Source organism: Gemmatimonadota bacterium (assembly GCA_016719105.1).
Lineage (GTDB): Bacteria > Gemmatimonadota > Gemmatimonadetes > Gemmatimonadales > Gemmatimonadaceae > SCN-70-22.
The window spans coordinates 133,029-156,690 of record JADKAQ010000008.1 but is presented as its reverse complement, the minus strand read 5'-3'; the positions used below and the strand labels follow the sequence as shown (position 1 = coordinate 156,690).

Genomic DNA, 23,662 nt, shown 5'->3' with positions numbered 1-23,662 from the left:
CGCAGTTGCCTTTCTCACGCGAAGCCACGAAGCCACGAAGAACTGGCCACGGCAACGCTGGCGCCGAGTGCGCCCCCCTACTTCCCCGAGAGCGCCCGGTACTGCGCCACCGCCGCCTCGACCTTGAGGTCGATCGCGACCTTCCCGATCGCCGCCGAGGCCTTGGTCGGGTCGCCGTTCACCCCGGAGTCGGGGCCGCCACCGCCAGGCGCAAGGCGGTCGGTGCGGATCCCCTCGGGGTGGACGTAGAGGAGCTGTGACGTGTCGGTCGTGCCGGCGTGCGTCCCCACCGTCTGCGCGTCCCAGCCGTACGTCTTGAGCAGGTAGTCCCGGAGCTGCACGCGCCCCTTCTGGTAGTAGTCCACGAGGGCGAAGACGCGCACACCGCTCCCCGCCCACTCCGCGTTCAGCGCATCGGCCACCGCGACCAATCCCTGCTGGTTCCCCCCCGAGTCGCCGATGAGGAGGATGTCGGTGAAGCCGTGCACCTTGAGCGAGCGCACCGCCGCATCGAGCAGCCGCTCATAGGCGGGCGATGGCAGCGAGATGACCCCCGGCTTGTCGCCAAACCCCGGCCGGGCCCAGTCACCCTCGGGGACGTACTGCACCGTCGGCGCCACCAGCGCGTTGCCCAGCCGCTGGGCGAGCTGCCCGGCAGCAAAGGTGACGATGTAGTTGTGCTTCCCCAGGACCATGTGCGGGCCGTTCTGTTCCGTCCCCCCGGTGGGGATGATCACCGCCTTCTTCCCCCCGGCGATCGCGTCGCGGATCTCGGTCCACGTCATCGCCTCGAGGAAGGGCGGGCCCTGCACCAGCGGGCGGCGTCCCTGCGCGCCTAACGGGGCGGCCGACAGCAGGAGCGCCCCGGCGGTGATCCACGTGCGTACGCGCATCATCGGCTCCCCCCGGCGGACAGCAGGGCACGGATCTGCGCGAGCGCGTTGTCGACCTTGATCTGCGCCAGCTTCTTCCCCAGCTCTGGAGTCGCCTTGGTGGGGTCGCCGCTCACGCCGCTGTCCGGGAAGCCACCGCCAGGTGCAAGCTTGTCGCGCCGCACGAAGGGCGCATGCACGTACATGAGCTCCGACGTGTCGATCATCCCCGCATGGCTCCCCGACACCTCGGGAGGAAAGCCGAGCCCCGTGAGGTAGGCGCGGATGTCCGCCACCGACTTGGTGTAGTAGTCGCCCACGAACAGGGCGCGCGCCGCCGTCCCCTGCCACGCGGCGTTGAGCCGCTCCACCGCCGCCTTCATCCCCGACTGGTTGCCGCCGGAATCGCCGATGTAGATGACCGTCGTGAAGCCACCGGCCCGCAGGCTCTGCCCCGCGTGCACGAGCAGCTCGACGAAACGATCCTCTGGGAGGGTGATCGACCCCGCCTTGGCCATGTGGCCGCGCAGCGGCGCCTCCCAGCTCCCCTCCGGGACATAGGTGATGATCGGTGCCACCAGGGTGTTGCCCAGCGCGCGGGCAATGTCTTCCGACGTGTGCTCGAGGACGAAGTGATGCTCCCCGGTCACCATGTGCGGCCCCTTCTGCTCCTGCCCCGCCGTCCCGATCAGGATCGTCGTCTTGCCGGCGCGCTGAAGATCGCGCACCTCGGTCCACGTGAGCTCTTCGAGGAAGACCGTGTCGGGGGGACGCTGCCCCTGCGCCGGCTGCACCGGGGCGCCGGCGAGGGTGAGGAACGCGAACGCGAAGGTGAGTCTCTGCATCTGCCGGATCTCCGGGAGGGGACGGGGTCCGGGAACATGCGCCGCCGCTCGCCAGGCGGCTAGCACGGCTGGACGGTCACCTCGAAACGTCGCACCGTTCTGTCCGTACAGGCCATCTCACCGATCGTCGCCGTCGAACCGTCGCCGTTGCACCGTCGCTCCGCACCGCCCACGCGACGTCGACTCGTCGTGCAGTGAGCCGCGTACACACGTCCTCCCCTGTCGCACCTCCGGGTGCCGACCTCGCCCCCTCGTCATGTCCTGGTTGCTCTCCTTCGTCGTCGCCATCCTCACTGGGCTCGTGGGGATGCTGCTCAGTGGATTCGTCGCCAATCTCGCCGTCAGCTGGTACCGCATCTCGTCGTTCGAGGGCGGCTCCGGCTACTTCGTGGTTGGCATGGCGCTGCTCGGCTTCATCGGTGGTTGCGTCATCGGCCTGGTTACGGCTCGTGTGATGGGCGCTGCGGCCCCCGGCTTCGCGAAGGTGCTGGGCGTGTCGCTCGGGATCGTGGTGGTGATCGCGGGTGGCGTTGGTGGCGTGAGTCGCGCACTGGCCGATGTCGAACCCACGATCGACGGTGCAGGGCTCTATCTCGCCTTCGAGCTGCGATGGCCGGCGACCGCGATGCGCGCCCCCGCCGACTTTGCCGGCACGGGCTACGCACGACTCGGCAGCGGCACCTCGGCGCGCGTGATCAGGAAGTGGGGCGATGGGATCCTCTTCACCGACGACGCGCATCTCGTCGAGGGACGATGGGTCGTCCCCGGCGTTGCGGATGTCTGGACCGCGCGCGGATCGCGCCTGCTCGACATCGGAATCGGCGATTCCTCGCTTGCCGGCTTCCTGGTCCCCCTGCCCGACCACCCGGGGCCTAACGAGCAGGAGTGGAGCGACTGGCTTCCGCATCCGCGCCCCGGGGCACCGTCGCTCCCCGACCAGTTCACCTATCGCTTCCGCGTCGTGAAGGCCGGGGAGGCCATGCGGCGGGAGACGGCCGGCGCGTTCGAGGTCGCGACCGGCATCCTGTCGCTCTTCAACGTCTCGGGAACCACGCGCAAGGCGGCCACCTCGCGCTTTCACGTGACGTACAAGGGCGCGCCGATCGCCGGCCTCGATACGGTCGGCGCCGTCGCCCTCCTCCCCGGCGCATCACCAGCCTTGCTGGTGCGCCCCGGCGGACCACAGGAGGGAGGAACGTGCCTCCTGGTGCGCGACGAGGGGGGGCGCGCCACGCTCACGCCCATCGGCCAGTGCACGGGATCCATTCGCGGCGAACTGCTGACCGCCGATTCGGTCGCGTGGCACGGCGTGTACGATCGCGTCGTCCCTCCGGGCTGGTTCGATCGCACGACGTTCGCGAACGTTGGGCTCTATCGCCTCGAGCACGGGATCCTCGATACGCGCACGCTGACCTTCACCGCGGTCGAGGCACCGACGGAGCCGTATCCCATCAACGGCCTCCCGCCGGTCGGCCTGTCGCCTGACGAGTCGCACTACGTCTGGTTCACCCACGATGGGTCGGAGGAGCGTCCCGTGCTCGTCGTGACCGACTGGAGGGCACAGCGGAGCTACACCGTCCCCATCGATCGCGCTCGCATGCGGTACAACGAGTACCAGCAGATCGACCCCGCGTGGGTGGCGTATCACTTCGAGTGGCGATCGCGCGACGGCGCACCATTGCGACTGACGGAGCGCCCCGGCTTCACGCCGTTGCCCTACCGCGGAGACCGCGAGACCGACGCCAAGGGTGTCATCTCGAGCTACTACCTGCGCCCCGGCGCCACCGAGCTGCGCAACGCCATCGTCGACGCGATGGTGCGTGAGCTGGGCGCCGAGCGTATGCCTGACGAGTTGAACGGGTACCATCAGGTCGTGCGCATCGATGGCAAGCTGGTGAAGGCTGCCGTCGTGGATGGGGGCGGCTTCATCTCCATCGGGATGGACTATGGCTCCGTCGACTCGGCGCTCATGAAGACCCTCGCCGACCAACTCGATCGTCTGGTCGCCACCGGGAAGTACGACGCCCTCTTTCATCTCGACCCCAAACCGAACGAACCGTGATCCCCGTACGTCGCCTGTCCGTCTCCCTTCCGCTCGTGCTCCTCGCGGGGAGCCTGTCGCAACGCACCCCGGCCGACGCGGCCCGCGAACTCATCGCGGCCGATCGGGCCTTCGCCGCCGAGGGCGCGAAGGGCGATCTGGTGACCTCGCTCGCGCGCACCTTCGCGCGCGACATCGTGCTCCCGGATCGCGCCAACAGTGGGTTTGCCCGCGGGCGCGACGCGGCCGTGGCACTCCTGCGGCGCGATACGCTGGCCGCGCGGTCGCGTCTCACCTGGACGCCGATTCGTGCCGGTGTCTCGGCCGATGCGATGCACGGCTTCACGTACGGCTACACGACGCTCACGCGCCCCGACGGGAGCGTCGTGCCCGGGAAGTACGTCGCGTACTGGGAGCGCGAGGAGGGTGCGTGGCGCATCTCGGTGTATCGCCGCGTCGGACGCCCCGCGGGCGACGTGTCGCTGGACGAGCGCCCGGCCGCGCTTCCGCCTCGCCTCGTGGCGCCGGTGCGTGATGCACCCTCGCACACGCGCCTCGTCGAGGAACTGGCGGAGGCCGAGCGCGCCTTCTCGCGTGAAGCGAGTGGCGGGCCGACCATCGGGGCTGCCTTCGCGAAGTACGGTGACCCGACGGCGGCCAACGTCGGCAACGGCGCGCCGTTCACCTTCGGCGCCGACTCGATCGGCGCGGCCGTCCAGGCAACCACCGACGCTGACTCGCGCATCACCTGGGCGCCTGACGAGACGCGCGTCGCATCGAGCGGTGACGTGGGCGTGACGATCGGCATCATCCTCATCGAGCCGCGTGCACCGGCCGCGACGCCGGCGCCGCCACTTCGCCTCCCCTACTTCACCATCTGGCGTCGCGACGGCGTCACGCGCCCCTGGCGCTACATCGCCGAGTAGCCGAGTCACGTCGTCGTGGGACGGCAAGGGCGGGGCCTGCCTTTCGCATGCCCCGCCCTATGTCGTCCCGGACCATCGGTTGCGGAAGGCCTAACGAACCCGCACCGAGATCGTGCCCGACGACGCCACGGCGCCGCGCGCGTCGGTCACGGTCATCCTCACCGAGAAGGTCCCGGTGCGCGTAAAGGTCTTGGTTGCGGTCACCGTCCCCGGAGCTGCGAGGCTCCCGGTCGACTGTCCGTTGCCGCTCCCCCACGAGATGGTCCACGGCCACGGGCCGTCGCCGACGTCGGGATCGGTCACCACGCCGCGCATCGTCACACTCTGCCCTCGGCGGATCGACGTGGAGGTGGTGGCCGCGAGCGTGACTTTGGGGGCGGTGTTGACCGTTCCGCCGCCACCGCCGCCACCGCCGACCGGGGTGACCGTCCACATGACCGCATGCACCCCCTGCCCAGCCTCGAAGTACGACTCGCCGACGACGGCACCGTTGTTGTTGATCCCTCGGGCGACCGAGTTGTTCACCGCCGCGTTAGGCCATGGGGCCAATGGGATGTACTCGCCGTTGCGCCAGAGCACCCCGGTGCTTCCCACCGTCCCGACCACGTCGCCGGTGTCGTTGATCTCGTAGATCGTGTTGGCCAGGCGCACCGGCATCGGGAGCGCCTGCACCGCGCCGTTCTTCCAGACCACAGGCATGCCGCCATTGCTCTGGCCGGCGACGTCGCCGCGCGCGTTGATCGAGCGCCCCACCGACTGCAGGAACGATCCCGGCAGGTCGGGGAGGATGGTGTACGTCCCGTTCTCCCAGCGCCAGGCGTACTCGCGTGCACCGGTCGCCCCCAAGGTGCCCGTCCCGGTGACCTGCCCGACGTCGTTGATGTCGTAAGCCATCGCGAACGAACCCCCGGCCATGGTGCCGATGTCGCGATAGAGCAGGCCGTTGCGCCAGATGCCGGCGTGCCGGTAGAGCGGCTCCGTCGTGCCGCCGCCGGTGCCACCACCCGCCACCTCGCCCAGGGCGTTGATGCCGTTGGCCGCGGCCCCTGACGCCGCCGTGCCGGGGAACGCCTGGATCTTGAATGCCGTCCCCTGGCTCCAGAAGACACCGTAGCCGATCCCTCCACTCCCCTGGTTGGCGAAGCCGACGAACTGCCGGTTTTGGTTCATTTGCCACGCCTTGGTGACCGCGGAACCCGGCTGCGGGAGCGTGTCGACGATCACCCCGTTCTTCCAGACCACGCGCCGGTTCATCCCAGAGGGATCGCTCGCGATTCCGACGACCTCGCCGAGGTTGTTGACGTCGTACGCGCTGGAATACGTCCCGCCCGACCACAGGCCGAGGTCGGTGATGGTCACCTGCCAGTTGCCGACGGTGCGAGTGACCGAGCCGCGCGTCGTGACGGGGATGGGCGTGGCGAGGTCGGCAAACGGCACGACGGCGTCACTCCGGTCGAGCGGCGAAGGGGGAGCCGACGGATCGGCGGCGCACGCCGCAAGCAGCGTGAGTCCGCAAGTCGCCAGCGCCCGGACAGGCAGGCGGCGCATGGGAGTTTCTCCGGGTTAGGTCGTGGTGAAGACGCGCGGCGCCTTGCCGCGTCGGCATGCAACGCATGCCGTGTGCCGCCACCATGCCTAACGTACGCTGGGAGAAACGTGTCGACAGTCAGGGTTCCGTGTGCGCCAAGGCGTTGCAGGTGCAACGCCGCAATACACCGAGCGACTTCGCATCTTTCGCGGGTGGGGCGCCTCACGTTCATCCGGCGACCGTCCGCGTGGACCCCGCGCCAGGCGCGTGCCCCCGGAAGCGCGCCCCCGGCGTCAGCCGGCGGAGCCCTCCGCGCGTTTCCAGCGCCCGTACGCCAGCGCCCCGCGGGCCACGAAGAAGACGCCAAAGGCGAGATCCAACCATGCCGTGCCGGTGAGCGGCGGCAGTCCGGCGAGCACGATGCGCCCGGCGATGTAGACACCGAGCGCGACCATGACCGCACCGATCGCCAATCCCACCCGCGCGCCAGCGGGGGGCGTCATGCCGCCTCCGTCGCGGTGTCGGTCGTGGCGCCAGCGCGGTCCTGCGCCCCAGCACCCGGGCGGCGTTGCAGCCGACGGAGCAACGGGACGCTCACCCGGTCCTCGCTCCGCCCCGCCGCCTCCTTCGACCGGATCACGTCGGCCAGCGATGCCACCACGACCGCGCCCCCCTCGAGTTGCATGAGTGCCCCCTGCTGGCGGAGGTCGTCGTAGCCGGCCGTCCCCGTTGGTTCGAATAGCAGGTCGAGCGGCCCGAAGCGCGTCTCCAACCGGTGCACCAACCCGCGCGCCAACCCGTTGGCCGACAAGTCGGGGGTCCACGCGCGCGGGTCACCACCACCGCGCACCATCGCCCCGAGTTCGCGCAGCGCCACCGCCAGTCGCTCCAGGTTCGCCTCGCCACCCTCCGGCGCGATATCCACGTCGCCGGTGAGGATCGGCGATCCGTACAGCGTGGCCGCCAGCCCCCGATCAGCACATACCGCACCTCGTGGCGCCGCAGTGTGGCCAGCAGCGCGACGGGCTCGAAGCGCTCGTCCTCGTCCGCCGCCCCCGTCGCATCGGCGGCGACCTCCCCTCCGGCAAACGGAATCGCTGCCAACAGTCGCTGCAGTCGCTGCTCCGGCGTCAACGCGCGCAGCTGGTCCAGGAGCCGCTCCTCGGCGTCTCTCCGCTCGCCCAGCGAAACGCCGAGCTCCAGGCCGCAGCACTCGACCAGCTCCTGCAGCTTCTCCAACGACGGGAGCGACCGCCCCGCCTCCCAGCGCGCGACCGCCGACTGCGTCGTCCCGGCACGCATCGCCAACTCCGACTGCGTCAGTCGGGCCCGGCGCCGCGCCTCGCGAATGAGGTGATGGCTCAGCATCCCCCTACATAGCGAATGAGGTATGGCAAAGTAAAGGACCCGTTAGGCCTCGGTCTCCAACCCGCCTCAACTGGGACCGCGATCGCCGACGAGCCGCCCGCCGGGAGCGAGTCGCACTCGCAACTCATCCCCCGCACGCACGATCGTCCCCCCGCTCCAGCGCCCGCGCCCCCCGTCGAACGGGTCGCGCAGTCGCAGCTCCCCGCCGCGCGGAGCGTGTACCTCCACGCGCATCGTCCGACCGCCCGACCGCGACGCACTCACCTCGAAGCCCCCCTCGGCTCGCAATCGCGTGAACGACACGTCGCGCCATCGGTCGCTCACCGCGGGAAAGACGCGCACCACGCCTCCCCAGCTCTGCAGCACCATCTCCTGCGCGGCGTGGAGGGCGAGGAAGTTCCCCTCCAGCGTGAACGGGCGATACGTGTAGCGCGACAGCCCGCTCTTCGTCTGGTCGCCGTTGGCGTGAAAGCCGTTCCGCAGGATGAAGGCACGGCGATACGTCTCGAGCTGTCGCAACGCCTCCTCCGCGCGCCCGCCACGCGCCAGCATCGCGCTGAACCAGGAAAACGAGTACCCCGTCCACCACGAGGTGCCGTGTGCGGTGATGCCGTCGAGCGTGGCGCGCACAGTCGCCGAATCGCTCGGCGCGTCGACGGCGAGGAGCGCCAGCGGATGGAGCGCCATCGCATGCGAGAAGTGCCGGTGCGACTCGTCGTACGGGAGCCCCGACGCGAAGCCAAGTGCCCCCGACGCGTCGGTGGTGAGCGGGTCGAGCGCGCCGAGCGTCGCGCGCCAAGCTGCGGCCGCCCGCCGCTCCCCGCGCGCGTCGGCCATCTCGCCGAGGGCACCAAAGAGCCAGCGCAGGAGCGCCACGTCGAAGTTGGAGGGCGTGGCGAGCCACGCCTTCATGGAGTTGTCGAAGATCTCCGGCGACGACGAGAGTGGCAGGCGCAGGCGCCCGTCGGCGCTGCGCACCAGCAGCCCCTGGATCGCCTCGCCGATTCCGGCGGTGAACGGATATGCCCGCTCCCGCAGGAAGCGCGCGTCGTTGGTGTAGCGCCAATGGAGATAGAACGACTGCGCGACCCAGGCGCCCATCGTGGGCGAGAGCGAGTACTGCGCCCACCCGCCTAACGGTGCGCCGCCCAGCGTCATCACCCCGGGGACGGCGAGCCCCGCGACGCCGTAGAAGTCGCGCGCAAAGGCGCGATAGGCGTCGCGCCGCGACCAGTTGAAGTCGAGCCAGCCCAGCATCGACTCGTCGAGCCCCGCGGCGTGGGCAGCGAGGTACGTCATCTGCGTGTTGAGGTCGTTGTGGAAGTCGCCCTTCCACGGCGGGAGCGCGTCGCTGTCGGCGGTCCAGATCCCCTGCAGCGGCATGGGCGGCGCCCCACGGACCGCGGCGGCGCCGTAGAAGTACTTCACGAGGTCGAGATGCTGCTGCAGCGCGGTATCGGGGACGGTGAGGCGCGAGCGCTGCCAGAAGTGGCGCCACCACGCCGCGTGCGGGCGAAAGGCGGCGTCGTAGCCGGTGGCCAGCGCACGCGTGAGTCGGCCTCGCGCAACGCCGGCCGGGTCGGCGCCATCGGTCGTGCTGGTGACGGTCGTCGCCAGCAGCAACTGGTCACCCACCCGGCGCTCCCCCACGGCCACCACGTAGCGGAGCCCCTGCGCCGCGACCTGCTCCATGAACTGGAGCGTCCCCTCGCGCCACGAGCGCGCCGGGCCGTATCCCAGCTTGTCGAGCGAAACGGGGCGCGTGATGGTGACGGTCGCCGGCGCCGGCAGGCGGACGAAGGCCACGCGCTGCACCGCGCTGAAGAACGCACGCCCGCTCCCGCGCGTCAGGGCGACCGCCGCTTCGGCCTCGGCCAGGTGCAACGTGAATCTTGAGGGCTGCTGCGCCGCGTCGAGCGTGATGGTCAGGCGCCCGGCAGGGATCTTGGTGGGGAAGGGGATGTTGTCGTACGGCTCGTCGAATCGATGGTGGAGCGAATCCTCCTTCCCTTCGCGTACCAGGCGGACGATGTCCGCATAGCGGTAGCCCGGCGTCCCGAACGGCGCCGCCGCGCGTTGGTCCCAGAGGTCCCCGCGGTCGAGCGACAGCACGAGGCGGCGCCCCTCGCCCCAGAGGAGCCCGCCGAGCATGCCGTTGCCGAGCGGGATCGCCTCGTCCCACGTGGTGATCGGGGCGGCGAGCCGGAGGTCGGACGCCGGCGGGGGGAGTTGAGCCCGGAGCGCGCACGGCGAGGCGATCGCCAGGAGCCAGGTCGAGAGCAGAGCGAGTCGCATCGTCACGTCGCGCGGGGGGCTGGACGAATCAACGTGCGCCGGGACGCCGTGCGCACACCGGCCCCTCACATACGCCGATTGCCGGCCGGGCGCCAGCGCGGCCCGTCGGCCGATCGAGCGCGCCAGGAGCGCGAACCCAGCGCGAAACGGAGGGCGGGATTCGGGAATCGCCGAAACCTCGCGGTCTCCCCTCGCGTATCTAGGAGAGCGATTGTACTCTTCCTAGAAATCCTAGGGAACGACACTGTGCAGACCGAAACGCTCGAACTCCTCCGCGGGACCCTCGACCTCCTGATCCTCCGGGCCCTGAAAGTCGAGCCCACGCATGGATATGGCGTGCTCAAGTGGATCGAGCGCGCCACCGGCGACCAGATCAAGATCGAGGAAGGGTCGCTCTATCCGGCGCTTTACCGGCTGCAAAAGCGGGGGTGGATCTCCTCGGAGTGGGGGCTCTCGGAGAACAACCGGCGGGCGCGCTTCTACGCGCTCACCCCGCAAGGGCGTACCCAGCTCGACACCGAAGTCGACGACTTCGTCCGGTTCGCCAGCGTGGTCTTCCGCGCCCTCGACCTCAAGTTGACCCCGGCCTAGCGAGCGCCATGATGAATCCCGACCGGCACCGCCGTTACCTCCGCTTCTTCGGGGCGCGCCCCGAGGCCGACGTCGAGGACGAGATCGCCTTCCACCTTGAGATGCGCGAGCGCGAACTCGTGGCGCTCGGGATGGACCCCGCGAGCGCGAAGGACGAAGCGCGCCGCCGTTTCGGCGACCGGGCGCGCGTGCAGGCGCAGATGCAACGGATGGAGCGCGAGCAGTCGCGCGCCGACACGCGCCGTGCCGGGTGGCAGACGCTGTGGAGCGACGCCGCCTTCGTGGCCCGCACCCTCGTCAGGCAGCCACTGTTCTCCCTCTCGGTCATCATCACCCTCGGCCTCTCGATCGGCGCCAACGCTTCGATCTTCTCGGCGGTCAACGCCTTCCTGCTCAAACCGCTGGCGGTGCGTGACGCTGATCGCCTCACCGTGGTCGCTGCCGGCGAACGGACCAGCGACATGGTGGGGAGCGTCTCCTATCCCATGTATCGCGAGGTGAAGCAGCTCTCCGGCGTCTTCGAGGACGCCGTGGCCTGGATGGGGTGGGAGATGGCGGTTCGCACCGGCGATGAATCGGTACGCTCCTTCATTCTCGCGGGGAGCGACAACTACTTCACCGCACTCGGTGTGCGCCCCGCCCTCGGCCGCCTCTACACGCCGCAGGATGCCGCCACGCGCGCGCAGGTCGTCGTGCTCAACGACTCCTACTGGGAGCGCGCCTTCAATCGCGACCCGTCGGTGATCGGTACGGTGATGCACCTGAACGAGCTCCCGTTCACGATCATTGGCGTGCTCCCGCGCGGCTTTCGCGGGACGCAGCCGCTCATCGAGCCCGACGCCATCATCCCGGTCGAGACCACGGTCTCGGTCGATCCGGCGATGCGAGCGAACATGGAGTCGATGGGGTGGGGATCGTTCCGGATCCTCGCGTACCTGCAGCCGGGGGTCTCGCTGGCGCAGGCACGCGGCGCGCTCACGCGCCTCTCCGACGAGCTGACCAAGAAGTACCCGCTGGAGTTCGCCGACCAGCGTCTGATCATGGAACGCGAACTGCGGACGCGCCCCGAGTACGCGGTGTCGCGGCTGACACCGTGGGTAGCCGGTGTCTTCTACGGGATGGTCGGGCTGGCATTGCTGGTGGCCTGTGCCAACGTGGCCAACCTCCTGCTGGTGCGCGCAACCGTGCGTCGCGGCGAGATCGCCATCCGGTCGGCGTTAGGCGCCTCGCCGGGTCGTGTCGTGCGCCTCCTCCTCACCGAGAGTGTCCTGCTGGGCGTCGCGAGCCTGGCGCTGGCGTTCTTCGTGGCTCGCTTCTGCATCGGGTGGCTCAATACCCTGCAGATCGCGGTCGATTTCCCCATCACCTTTGGTCTCGAACTCGACTGGCGGGTGTTTGGCTACACGGCGCTGATCTCGCTCCTCGCCGGTGTGATCTCGGGGCTGGCGCCGGCGCTGATGGGGGCGCGCTCGCCGGTGAGCGAGGTGCTGCGAGACGGCGGGCGCACGGGGAGCGCGGGGCGTGCGCGCACGCGGCTGCGCTCGGCGCTCGTGGTCACGCAGGTCGCCGTCTCCTTCGTGCTGCTCGTGTGTGGCGGACTCTTCATCCGTTCGGCACGTAGCGCCGCCAAGATGGACCTTGGCTTCTCGCGCGATCGCCTGCTGCTGGCGCAGTCCGATCTGCAGCTTCACCGCCTGGACGAAGTGCAATCCCGCCAGACGCAAGACCGGTTGGTCGAGGCGATCGCGGTGCTGCCCGGAGTGGAGGCGGTGGCGCTGAGCACGCACATCCCGCTGTCGGGCAACTACAGCACCCAATCGGTCGTGACGGACGAGCGCACGCCGCTGGCGCCGGAAGGGCTCTACAGCGCGGCGATCGTGCAGGTCTCGCCGGGCTACGTTGGGGCGATCAAGCTGCGCCTGCAGGGGGGGCGCGACTTCACCGCCCAGGACGACTCGGCCTCGCCACGGGTGGTGATCGTGAACCGTACGCTCGCCGACGCGCTCTGGCCAGGGCAGGATCCCGTCGGTCGTCAGCTTCGCTTCAAGCAGGATGGTCCGATCGTCGAAGTTGTCGGGGTCGTGGGCACGGCGAAGATGGTCCTCATCGGCGAGACGCCGCGCGCGATGATGTACGTCCCCCTACGGCAGGTGCCGTCGCAGCAGACGTACCTGATCGTCAAGAGCCGTGGCGAGGATCCGTCGGCGCTAGTGCCCTCGGTGCGCAGCGCGGTGGCGTCGGTCAACCCGAACATCCTGTTGTACGGGGTGCGCACGATGGCCACGCACCTGGACCAGGGGATCGCCCTCTTCTTCGTGAACATGGGGGCGACGCTGGCCACGGCGATCGGCCTGCTCGGCCTCCTGCAGACCATCGTTGGCCTGTACGGTGTGCTCTCGTACTCGGTGGCCCAGCGGTCGAAGGAATTCGGGATCAAGATGGCGCTGGGCGCGCGCTCGGGAATGATGATTCGCGAGGTGCTGCGACAGAGCGCGGCGCTGGTGGCGGTGGGGATCGTCGTGGGAGGTGCCTTGGCACTCGGGCTCACGCGTTTGATGGGGAGCGTGCTGGTGGGCGTGTCGCCCACCGATGCCTTGGCCTATGGTGGGGCGCTGCTGCTCGTGAGCGCGCTGGCGATGGCGTCGTCGTACATCCCGGCGTGGCGCGCGTCGCGGGTGGCGCCGGCGGTGGTGGTCCGGGGGGACTGACGCGGCGGCTCACGCGAAGCCGCGAAGATCGCAAAGGAGCGACCAGCTCCGTCGGGGTCCTCCTCGCGGCTTCGCAGCTTCGCGTGAGCCCGGCCCGTCCCGCCCGTCGCCACGATTTGGCTCGGTGATGCGTAGGGAGCACATCGGCGATGCGCTCGGTCGCATTGCACGACGCGCTCCTCTCGATCTCCTCCCGCACCATGCACATCGTGCGCTCCCGACCCGTGCGTCCTGCCCTCGCGGGCGCGGCCCTCGCGATCGTCCTCGCTGGTTGCGTACTGTTGGCCAGCAGCGCTCACGCCCAGACGGTCGCGGGCAGCTCGCGGGCCAACGCCCCCGAGCTGCAGCTGCCGGGCATGCGCCTTCGCCTTTCGGCGGCGGACGGCCACCTCGAATCGCTCGCCGATGGCGCCAGACAGGTGATCGCCACCGCGCCGACCGACTCGGTCGGCCTCTGGAGCATCGACTTCTCGCCCGGCAGCACGCCGGCGCGCCTCCACGCGGCCGAGGCTGGCCGATTCGCCTGGCGCCGCCTGACGAGTGGCGCGTTGCAGCTCACCTGGGATCGCTTTCCGGGCGCCGCGTCACCGATGCGCGTCGTGGCCACCATTCGCGCCCGGCGCGATACGACGACCGCGTGGCACATCGCGCTGGAGGGGATCGGGACGCTGGCGGTGGAGACGCTGCGATATCCGCGCCTCACGGGAATAGCCCCGTTAGGCACCGCCGAGCAGCTGGCGGTCCCGCAGTGGATGGGACAGCGAACGCGTGAACCGCGACGCCTCCTCGCGGGCCCCGAGGGGACCGGACGCCGGCTGGAGTGGACGTATCCCGGGCAGCTCTCGCTGCAGGTGCTGTCGCTGACGTCACCGGGGCGCGGGGGGCTCTACCTTGCGGCTGACGACACGCTTGCCTATCGCAAGCTCTTCGCCCTCTGGGGCGCGCGGGACGGCTCGGCCGGCTACGAGGTGGTGCACGCCCTCTCCAACCCCGGGCAGAACGCGCGATATGCGCCGAGCTACGCCGCCATCGTCGGCGTGACCAGCGGCGATTGGTTCAGCGCGGTGGAACGCTACCGCGCGTGGGGGACGCGCCAGTATTGGGCGCGCACCAGCCGCCTGGCGACCGGGAAGTCGCCATCGTGGATCCACGACACGGGGATCTGGGTCTGGAACCGCGGGCGATCGAACGTGGTGCTCGAGCCGGCCGCACAGCTGCAAGCCGACGCGAAGCTGCCGGTGAGCGTCTTCTGGCATTGGTGGCACGGCGGGCCGTACGACACCTCGTTCCCCGACTACCTCCCGCCGCGCGAGGGGGCCGAGGGCTTCACGCGCGCCGTGGCCACGGCCCACGAGGCTGGGCTGCACGCGATCGTCTACATGAACCAGCGTCTCTGGTGCACCGACACGCCGAGCTGGAAGCGCGAGAACGCCGAGCGGTGGGCGGTGCGCGAGCGCGACGGCAAGGTTCGGCAGGAGACGTACAACGTCTTCGAGCCGCTCCCGTGCGCGCCGATGGACGTCTCGACCAAGTTCTGGCGCGACAAATACGCCGGCATCGCCGACACCGTCATCCAGCAGTACAAGCTCGACGGGATCTACATGGACCAGGCGGTGCTGAGCCTGGCGTGCTGGAGCGCCGACCACGGGCACCCGGTCGGTGGTGGCCACTACTGGATGGACGGCTTCCGCGAACTGGCGCAGGACCTGCGCCGGCGCGCCGGGAAGTCGGCGAGCGCCTACGCCGGTGAGGGCGGTGGCGAGAGTTGGCTCCCCGACCTCGACGCGTTCCTCACGTTGCAGGTGAGTCAGGAGCGCTACATCGATCCGGCGAGCGGGTGGGAGCCGCTCCCGATCTTCCAGGCGGCGTACCATCCGTATGCCGTGACCTACGGGACCTACGGCTCGCTCACCTGGCCGCCGTACGACGACCTGTGGCCGGTCGCGACGCGCCCGGCCAACGCGATGACGCTGCTCGACTCCAAGTACCGGCAGCAGTACCTGCTGGAGCAGGCGCGCATGTTCGTGTGGGGAATGCAGCCGACGATCGCCAACTTCCTTCCCGAGCAGCTGACGGCGCGTCGCGCCGAGATCGACTACCTCGAGCGATTGGCGCGGCTGCGCTACGGGCTGCGCGACTACTTCCAGAGCGGGGTGATGCTGCGCGCCCCCGAGGTGCGGGTCGACAGCGCCAACGTGCTCATGTCACGCGTCTCGATCTACGCGGCGCGTCGCGGCGGGGCGACCGAGGCGGTGGTGCGTTCGCCGCTGGTCCTCTCGGGGGCGTGGCGCGCGAAGGACGGGCGCGTGGCGCTGGCGTTGGCGAGCATCGCCGACGAGCCGCGGGAGGTCGAGCTTCGCTTCGAGACCGGGCGCTATGGCGTGCGCCCCGGGGCGGCGATCGTGAAGCTGGGGACCACGACGCGCGAGGTAGTGGGGCGCGTCGGGGCGGGGGAGACCCGCGTGCGCCTGACGATCGGTCCCCTCGAAGGCGTGGTCCTCGGCATTCGTTGATCCGAGGCGCTGGCGGGCGCGATTCGCGCGAGGGGCGCAGATGCCCGCATCGCCGATGAGGGGACGTGACGGCGCATTGGGGGCGCGCGAAGCGGGGTGGGGGTGGACGGTGGAGGATTGGCGGAGGCTTCACCCTTCCCCCCTCTCCCCTCCACCCCCACTTTGCGTCATCCGCCCTCGCGGATCCGACGCTGGGGGCCCTTACCACGCCGCATGTTCGTGAGCACGCAGTACCTCCGCAAATGGTCGTCCCGCCGCCGGATTCCCCCCGGTTCGCTGGAGGTCATCCCTGATGTCTACTCCCCGGAGCTGAACAACCGGCGCGACATCAGCGTCTACCTCCCCCGCAGCTATCGCCGGACGGAGCATCCGTATCCGGTCATCTACATGCATGACGGGCAGAACCTCTTCGATCCGGCGACGTCGTTTGCCGGCGAATGGGGGGTGGACCAGGCGATGGCGCGCGCGGGGCACCGGGGGCGGCGGGCGATCGTGGTCGCGATCCCCAACATGGGGGTCGACCGGCTGCGCGAGTACTCGCCCTTCGTGGATGCGCGAGCCGGCGGGGGCGGGGGCGATGCGTACGTCGACTTCATCCTGCGCACGGTGAAGCCGATGATCGACGCCCAGTACCGCACCTATGCGGGGCGAGAGGGGACCGGGATCGTCGGGTCGTCGATGGGGGGGCTGATCTCACTGTACGCCTTCTTCCGCCACCCGCACGCCTTCGGTTTTGCGGGGATCATGTCGCCGGCGCTCTGGTTCGCGGAGCGCGCCATCTTCCCCTATGTTCGCTCGGCCCCGCACGTGGGGGGGCGCCTGTACCTCGACGTGGGAACGCGCGAGGGGCACGGGACGCTCATGAATGCGCGGGAGATGCGCGATATCCTCACGGAGAAGGGCTACGCGATGGGCGACAAGTTGTCGTGGGTGGAGGACGAGGCGGGGCTGCACAACGAGGAGTCGTGGGGGCGGCGCATCCGACATGCGCTTCCCTTCATGCTGCACGACGCGTCGCACGCGGCGGGGCACCCGCAGCACGGGCACGACGAGCACGACCACTGGCCCGAGGAGCACGAGGGCGCGGCATGAGGTGGACATGAGCACGCGTGTGCATGGCCATCATCACGTCTGGTACTCGCCGGCCGTCGGGCGCCACATGCATGTGCGCTGGTTCGGGCACGGCGGGGCGCGGATTCTCGCCTTTCCGACGACCATGGGCGACCACAACGAGTGGCCCAACCGCTACATGCCGGACGTGCTCTATGAGCCCATCCGGCGCGGCTGGTTCCAGCTCTGGTGCCTCGACAGCACGCACGACGCGAGCTGGTACAACAAGTCGGTGCATCCGGGGGAGCGCGCGTGGCGCCATCTGGCCTACGACCGCTACCTCACCGACGAGCTCCTCCCCTTTACGCAGCACGTCAACCACCACGGCTTCGTGGTCGCCACCGGGGCCTCGTTCGGGGCGTTTCTCGCCATGTCGTTCGGGCTGCGCCACCCCACGCGCGTGCACCGCATCCTGGGGATGAGCGGGATGTACGACATCCGCGGGATGACGCGCGACTACTCCGACGGGAACGTGTACGCGTGCAACCCGTTCGAGTTCATCCCCGGCGAGTGGGAGCACTGGCGGTTAGAGGCGATGCGTCGGCAGGACATCATCATGGCGATCGGTCGCACCGACCCGCACTATCAGCAGAATCAGGCGTTCTCGTCGCTGCTCGTGGGCAAGGGGATCGGGAACGCGCTCCGTGAATGGGATGGCTTCGCCCACGACTGGCCGGTGTGGGAGCAGATGATCCAGCGGTATGTGGGGGGGCACGACTGAAATGCGGAAGACGGGAAGACGTGAAGACGGGAAGACGAGTCGGATGTACGGGCCGCGGTCTCTGGCCTCCCTCGGTGCGCCGTCGCTTCGCCGTTCCCATCTCGTCTTCTCGTCTTCTCGTCTTCCCGTCTTCTAAGCCTCAACACGAGAACTGCGCATGCACAAGAAGATCGGATTGGTCGTCGGTCGTGAATGGAGCTGGCCCCCTGCCTTCATCGAGGAGGTCAACAAGCGCGATGCCGGCGTGGTCGCCGAGTTCGCCAAGCTCGGGGGCGACCATCATGATGGGCCGGTCCCGTACGACGTCCTCATCGACCGCATCTCGCACGAGGTGCCGATGTACCGCTCGTACCTCAAGAAGGCGGTACTCGAGGGGAAGACGGTCATCAACAATCCCTTCATGTGGTCGGCGGACGACAAGTTCTTCGGGGCGGCGCTGGCCACCAAGGTCGGCGTGGCGTCCCCGAAGACCGTCCTGCTCCCCAACAAGGACTACGTGCAGGGGATCGTCCCCAGCGAGTCGCTGCGCAACCTCACGTTTCCGCTCGATTGGGACGCGCTCGCCCGCTACATCGGGATGCCGTGCATCCTCAAGGACGCGCACGGCGGCGGGTGGAAGGAGGTCTACGTCTGCCACTCGGTGGAGGAGCTGATCCACCACTACAACTCGTCGGGGCTCCTCACGATGATCGTGCAGGAGTTCATCCAGTGGGACCAGTTCGTGCGCTGCCTCTGCCTCGGGCAGGAAGAAGTACTCCCGATGCATTACGACCCCAAGGCGCGGAAGTACATCGTCGACGACGACTACCTTACGCCGGCCATGCGGGAGCGGATCATCAAGGACTCGCGCACGCTCTGCAGCGCGTTAGGCTACGACATGAATTCGCTGGAGTATGCCGTGAAGGACGGCGTCCCCTATGCCATCGACTTCATGAACTGCGCGCCGGACATGGACGTCTATTCGCTCACGCCGACGTACTTCGAGTGGGTGGTGAAGGGAATGGCGGACCTGGCGATCAAGCTGGCGCTCAACCCGCGGAAGACGGCGGTGGAGGCGAAGTGGAGCGGGCTGTTCACGGCGTCGCGGTAGCGCGCGAACTCGCGCGGAAGACGAGAAGACGAGAAGACGGGAAGACGAGAGACTGCAAACGGCCGAGGGCATCATTCCTAACGACCTGATTCAGCGCTACCACGAGCTCCTCACCCCCGAGATCGCCGAGGAGACGCACGCGCACATCGAGGCGGCGCTCACGCGGCGCGGGTTGATCTTCGGGGGGCGGGCGCTGTGCACGGTGCTTCGGCCGCGGCTCACGACGCCGCGCGAGGTGGCGTCGCTGCAGGCGCGCATCCGGCCGCTCATGCGGGCCATGAAGCGCGCGTACGCGCGCGCCATCGTCGACCGCCCGTTCCGCGACCAGTTCGGCCTCCTCGACTGGGAGGAGACGCTGCTCGCCGACGCGCCGGGCTACGATTGGCCGTCGCCCACCTCGCGACTCGACTTTTTCTACGTCTCCGGCACCGGGCAGTTGGGGCTCACGGAGTACAACGCCGAGACGCCGGCCGGCGCCGCGTACGACGATGCGCTGGCCGAGGTGTTCATGGACGCCCCGGCAGTGCGCGAGTTCTCGCGCCACTACGACCTCATGACGATGCCGGCCGTCCCGGGAGTCGTGGGGGCGATCCTCGCCGCCTGGTACGAGTTCGCCGGGACGCGCCGCCGCCCCCGCATCGCCATCCTCGACTGGGACGACGTCCCCACGCGCACCGAGTTCGAGCTGTACCGCGCGCACTTCGCAACGTTAGGCATCGAGGCGGTGATCGACGACCCGCGCCGCTGCGAGTATCGCGACGGCAAGCTCTGGGTGGCCGGGAAGCCGGCCGACCTGATCTACAAGCGCGTCCTGATCAGCGAGTTGATCGAGACATGCGGACTTGAGCATGACGTGGTGCGCGCTGTCCGCGAGGGGGCCGTCTGCCTGGTCGACGGCTTCCGCTGCAAGATCCTGCACAAGAAGGCCTCGCTCGCCGTCCTCTCCGACGAGGCCAATGCCGACACCTTTTCCCCCGACGAGCTCGAGGCGATCCACGACTGCATTCCGTGGACACGCGTGGTGCGCGAACGGCGCACGACGCACGGCGGTGACACCATCGACCTCGTGCCGTGGATGCAGGCCAACAAGGATCACCTCGTCCTCAAGCCCAACGACGAGTACGGCGGCAAGGGGATCACCCTCGGCTGGACGGTGAACGGGACCGAGTGGGAGGCGGCGATCACGGACGCGCTTTCCCAGCCGTTCATCGTGCAGGAGAAGGTCGCCATCCCGAGCGAGCCGTATCCCAGCTGGGTCGACGGGCGCGTGCATGTGCTCGACCGCATGCTGGACACCGCGCCGTTCGTCTCGCACGGCGACTACATGGAAGGGATGCTGACCCGCCTCTCCACCGCGGCGCTGCTGAACGTGACGGCCGGTGGCGGGAGTACCGTCCCGACGCTCGTCGTGCAGCCGAAGTGATCCCGTCTTCCCGTCGTCCCGTCTTCCCGTCTTCTGGAGCACAATGAAGCCGCCAAGCCTAACGATCGGTGTCGAAGAAGAGTACCAGATCATCGACCCCAAGACCCGGGCCCTGCAGTCGTACATCACGCAGATCCTGGAGTCCGATCACCTCGTGCTCGGTCAGGTCAAGCCGGAGCTGCACCAATCGATCGTCGAGGTCGGGACGACGATCTGCAAGACGCCGCAGGAGGTGAAGGCGCAGCTCATCCAGCTGCGCGGCGGGGTGATGGAGCTGGCGGCGCGCCGCGGGCTCAAGATCGCCGCCGCCGGGACGCACCCCTTCTCGCACTGGGCGGAGCAGGAAATCACCCAGCTCGACCGGTACATCGGGACCAAGGAGGCGATGCAGCAGCTCGCGCAGCAGCTGCTCATCTTCGGGACGCACGTGCACGTGGGGATCGAGGATCGTGACTTCCTCATCGAGGCGTGCAACGTCTCGCGCTACTTCCTCCCGCACCTGCTCTGCCTCTCCACGTCGTCCCCGTTCTGGATCGGACGCAAGACGGGGCTCAAGTCGTACCGCAGCGCCGTCTTCCGCGCCTTCCCGCGGACCGGGATCCCCCGCTTCATCCCGTCGTGGGCCGACTACGAGTCCTACCTCAAGACACTCGTCGCCACCAACTGCATCCCCAACGGTTCGAAGATCTGGTGGGACGTGCGCCCGCATCACACGTTCCCCACGCTCGAGTTCCGCATCTGCGACGTCTGCACGCGCGTCGATGAAGCGGTCTGCATCGCCGCCATCCTGCAGGCGCTCGTCTTCAAGCTGTACAAGATGCGCCGCGACAACACCACGTGGCGCCTGTACTCCTCGGAGCTGATCGACGAGAACAAGTGGCGCGCCGTGCGCTACGGTCTCGAGGGGAAGCTCATCGACTTCGGGAAGAACGTCGAACTCCCGGCCGGGACGCTCATCCGCGAGATGATCGAGTGGTTCCTCGACGACGTGCTCGATGAGCTCGGGAGCCGCAAGGAAGTCGAGTACGCCTTCACCATCCTGGAGAACGGCTCGAGCGCCGACCGCCAGATTCGCACCTTCGACGAGACTGGCGGGAACCTGCAGGCGGTGGTCGACCAGCTCATCCGCGAGACCGAAGAGGGCGTGGTCGCGTCCTGAAGAGGGCGCAGTGTCGTCCTGAACAGGGCGTGGTTCCGTCCTGAATCGGACGGCGTCGGGGCATATTCGTCGCCGAGTGATCCCCAGCGATCGGCGGGGCCTCGTGCGTATGGCGAAGGCGACCATCGAGAGTGGCGGGCGCGTGCGACACATCACGCGGCAAGTAGTGACGGGGCAACAGATTAGAACGTTCTTTCGATTTCGTGTTTGGGGCGGACTGTGCCGTGGCCGAGACTCATGAATTGAGGATTCGGCTAGCGACTCCACTGGAAAGGCCAACCCCGAACGCTAGCTTGGCTCGTGACCTGAACGTGCGGCGCGCGTGTAGGGGTTGGGTGCGACGCACGGGACGGGGACCATCGGATGGGGAAGCGCCCGGTCATCGGCGTGACCATGCAGCATCTGGGGGTGACAATCACCCCACGACTCAACGGAGAGCCGGAGAAGACCATGACGCAGCGCCCGGTCATCGGCGTCACCACGCAGACCCTGCACTCCATCGATGGGATCCCTGCCGGGCTCCCGCAGTCGGTGGTGATGAACCAGCGCTACTACGTGGCGATCACGCTCATCGGCGCCGCGCCGATCCTGATCCCGCTGCTCGACGACGAGCCGGAAGCGCTGCGCGGTGCCTATGATGTCTGCGATGGGATCCTCATCCCCGGCGGGGTCGACGTCGACCCCGGCTACTTCGGTGAGGAACCGCATCACAAGCTTGGGCGCATCGATCCGTCGCGCGATCGCACCGAGATGCAGCTCGCCCGCTGGGCCGTCGAGGATCGCAAGCCCATTCTCGGGCTCTGCCGCGGCCTGCAGGTCATCAACGTCGCCCTCGGCGGGTCGCTGTATCAGGATCTCGAGGAGCAGTATCCCGACGCCATCAAGCACGACTACTTCCCCAACTACGGCTACGAGCGCGACCACCTCGCGCACGACGTCACGTTGGCCAAGGGGAGTCGCCTGCGCCACCTGATGGAGCTCGAGCACATCTCCGTGAACTCGATGCACCACCAGGGGATCAAGACGCTCGCCCCGGCGCTCATGGCCTCGGCGGTTGCGCCTGACGGCCTCATCGAGGCGGCGGAGCTGGCCGGCGACCACTTCTGCGTCGGCGTGCAGTGGCACCCCGAGGTCTTCGAGCTCACGGACCCCCATACCCGCCACGTCTTCCGCGAGTTTGTCTCCGCGTCGGGCCGGTTCGGGGGAAAGCACTAGGCGCGGACGGGACATCACAGACGAATGTGCGGGGGGCGCCGACGGTGCCCCCCGCCGTCGTTTGTGTACCGGCGGTGACGCCCGGGCGACCTTGAAAGCGGGACACCGAGGACCACGGGGGATTCACGGAGGTACACGGAAGCGTCGGGCGACAGCAGAGCACCGTGCGGCGACCAAGGGAAGGGGTCTCCTCCGTGCTCCCCCGTGTGCCCTCCGTGCTCCGTGTCCTGATTCTACTCGCCCACCCGACGAGCCTAACGCGCGTACACCCGCACGTAGTCCACCAGCATCGTCGCCGGGAAGATGGCCTCCGATGCCGGATCGCCGTCAAAGCCGCCGCCCACGGCGAGGTTGAGGATCACGTAGAAGGCGTGGTCGAAGGCCCAGGCGCCGCGCGCACCGGGGGCGCCCCGGTTCACCGTGTAGTGCAGGACCTCGTCGACGTAGAAGCGCACCTGCCCGGGCTCCCACTCGGCGGCGTAGCGGTGGAAGTCGTCGGAGCGCACGCCCGGCGGATACGCGAAGCGGTTCACGAACGGTGTCTTGTCGCCACTATACCCGGGGCCGTGCATCGCGGAGCTCATTTCCTCCGGCCGGCTCCCGCGGAACTCCATGATGTCGATTTCCCCGGATGCGGGCCACGGCGTGGTGGGGAAGCCGGCGCCCAGCATCCAGAACGCGGGCCAGAGCCCCTGGCCGTGCGGGAGCTTGATGCGGGCCTCGACGCGCCCGTACTTCGGCTCGACCAGCCCCTTGGTGGTGAGCTTGGCGGAGGTGTAGCGACAGGGGCCGTAGTAGCACGAGAGACCGGCAGGTGCAACGCGGGCGGTGATGGCGAGCGCCCCGCTCCCCGTGTGCGACGCGTTGGCCGGGTCGGTGGTGTAGCGCTGCTTCTCGTTGTTTCCCCATCCGCAGATCCCGGCGGCGCACCCGTCGCCCGTTTCCAGGCGCCAGGACACGGGGTTGGGAGGCGACCCCGCCGCCCCATCGAACTCATCGCTCCAAGCCAGGGTCCACGCGGCGCCCCCTCCCTCGGCGTGGACGCCCGTGGGCGGGCGAACCGGATTCTGCGAACTGGCGGCCAGCGCGACGCTCGCGACGAGGAGCACGCGGAGCGAACCCACGACGCTCGCCGGCGACGGGCAGCGGCGACTCATGGTGCGGACGGAAACGATCGAGTGGAAGGGCATGGCCGACCAAGTTCGATCACCGTCGTGGCGCCGTCAACGCGTTCGCGCGTTGCGCTGGACCTGGACG

18 protein-coding genes are annotated in these 23,662 nt (G+C 69.0%); 11 read left to right on the top strand and 7 right to left on the bottom strand.

Annotated features, from left to right (window positions below):
- Positions 1-77: 77 nt before the first annotated feature.
- A complete protein-coding gene (locus IPN47_11210; protein MBK9408594.1) occupies positions 78-896 on the bottom strand; it encodes a creatininase family protein in 819 nt (272 codons plus the stop codon).
- Positions 893-1,717, bottom strand: coding sequence for a creatininase family protein (locus IPN47_11205; GenBank protein MBK9408593.1), 825 nt, complete (start codon positions 1,715-1,717; stop codon positions 893-895). The genes IPN47_11210 and IPN47_11205 overlap by 4 nt, the downstream gene beginning before the upstream one ends.
- A gap of 256 nt (positions 1,718-1,973) precedes the next feature.
- On the opposite strand from IPN47_11205, the gene IPN47_11200 reads away from it, so the two are divergent.
- Positions 1,974-3,779, top strand: a complete 1,806-nt coding sequence (locus tag IPN47_11200; protein ID MBK9408592.1) for a hypothetical protein — start codon at positions 1,974-1,976, stop codon at positions 3,777-3,779.
- Complete coding sequence (locus tag IPN47_11195) at positions 3,776-4,684, top strand: hypothetical protein (protein ID MBK9408591.1); 909 nt, start codon at positions 3,776-3,778, stop codon at positions 4,682-4,684. Before IPN47_11200 ends, IPN47_11195 begins: the two co-directional genes overlap by 4 nt.
- A 90-nt stretch (positions 4,685-4,774) precedes the next feature.
- Here IPN47_11195 and IPN47_11190 read toward each other — a convergent pair whose 3' ends face one another.
- From IPN47_11190 to IPN47_11175, 4 genes are all read right to left on the bottom strand, one after another.
- Positions 4,775-6,232 carry a hypothetical protein gene (locus tag IPN47_11190; GenBank protein ID MBK9408590.1) on the bottom strand — a complete coding sequence of 486 codons (1,458 nt, stop codon included), beginning with the start codon at positions 6,230-6,232 and terminating at the stop codon, positions 4,775-4,777.
- Positions 6,233-6,505: 273 nt separating this feature from the next.
- Positions 6,506-6,715, bottom strand: coding sequence for a hypothetical protein (locus IPN47_11185; GenBank protein ID MBK9408589.1), 210 nt, complete (start codon positions 6,713-6,715; stop codon positions 6,506-6,508).
- 133 nt (positions 6,716-6,848) lie between these two features.
- Complete coding sequence (locus tag IPN47_11180) at positions 6,849-7,580, bottom strand: helix-turn-helix domain-containing protein (protein ID MBK9408588.1); 732 nt, start codon at positions 7,578-7,580, stop codon at positions 6,849-6,851.
- A gap of 66 nt (positions 7,581-7,646) precedes the next feature.
- Positions 7,647-9,875: a glycoside hydrolase N-terminal domain-containing protein gene (locus IPN47_11175; protein ID MBK9408587.1), complete on the bottom strand. Its 2,229-nt coding sequence runs from the start codon at positions 9,873-9,875 to the stop codon at positions 7,647-7,649.
- A gap of 246 nt (positions 9,876-10,121) precedes the next feature.
- Between IPN47_11175 and IPN47_11170 the strand changes: the two genes are divergently transcribed.
- The 9 genes from IPN47_11170 (at position 10,122) to IPN47_11130 (ending at position 22,405) form a co-directional block, all read left to right on the top strand.
- Positions 10,122-10,466, top strand: a complete 345-nt coding sequence (locus IPN47_11170; protein MBK9408586.1) for a PadR family transcriptional regulator — start codon at positions 10,122-10,124, stop codon at positions 10,464-10,466.
- Between the two features lie 8 nt (positions 10,467-10,474).
- Positions 10,475-13,174: an ABC transporter permease gene (locus IPN47_11165; GenBank protein ID MBK9408585.1), complete on the top strand. Its 2,700-nt coding sequence runs from the start codon at positions 10,475-10,477 to the stop codon at positions 13,172-13,174.
- Between the two features lie 356 nt (positions 13,175-13,530).
- Positions 13,531-15,687: a hypothetical protein gene (locus IPN47_11160; protein ID MBK9408584.1), complete on the top strand. Its 2,157-nt coding sequence runs from the start codon at positions 13,531-13,533 to the stop codon at positions 15,685-15,687.
- A 219-nt stretch (positions 15,688-15,906) separates the two neighbouring features.
- Positions 15,907-16,779: an alpha/beta hydrolase gene (locus IPN47_11155; protein ID MBK9408583.1), complete on the top strand. Its 873-nt coding sequence runs from the start codon at positions 15,907-15,909 to the stop codon at positions 16,777-16,779.
- Between the two features lie 19 nt (positions 16,780-16,798).
- Positions 16,799-17,518: an esterase gene (locus IPN47_11150; protein MBK9408582.1), complete on the top strand. Its 720-nt coding sequence runs from the start codon at positions 16,799-16,801 to the stop codon at positions 17,516-17,518.
- 157 nt (positions 17,519-17,675) lie between these two features.
- Positions 17,676-18,608 carry a hypothetical protein gene (locus IPN47_11145; protein MBK9408581.1) on the top strand — a complete coding sequence of 311 codons (933 nt, stop codon included), beginning with the start codon at positions 17,676-17,678 and terminating at the stop codon, positions 18,606-18,608.
- A gap of 70 nt (positions 18,609-18,678) precedes the next feature.
- A complete protein-coding gene (locus IPN47_11140) occupies positions 18,679-20,031 on the top strand; it encodes a hypothetical protein (protein MBK9408580.1) in 1,353 nt (450 codons plus the stop codon).
- Positions 20,032-20,074: 43 nt separating this feature from the next.
- Entirely contained in the window at positions 20,075-21,190 is a 1,116-nt protein-coding gene (locus IPN47_11135) for a carboxylate-amine ligase (GenBank protein MBK9408579.1), read from the top strand.
- Positions 21,191-21,553: 363 nt separating this feature from the next.
- Positions 21,554-22,405 (top strand): gamma-glutamyl-gamma-aminobutyrate hydrolase family protein, encoded by an 852-nt coding sequence (locus IPN47_11130; GenBank protein ID MBK9408578.1) that lies wholly within the window; start codon positions 21,554-21,556, stop codon positions 22,403-22,405.
- Positions 22,406-22,659: 254 nt separating this feature from the next.
- Here IPN47_11130 and IPN47_11125 read toward each other — a convergent pair whose 3' ends face one another.
- Positions 22,660-23,562 carry a glycoside hydrolase family 16 protein gene (locus IPN47_11125; protein ID MBK9408577.1) on the bottom strand — a complete coding sequence of 301 codons (903 nt, stop codon included), beginning with the start codon at positions 23,560-23,562 and terminating at the stop codon, positions 22,660-22,662.
- Between the last annotated feature and the right edge of the window lie 100 nt (positions 23,563-23,662).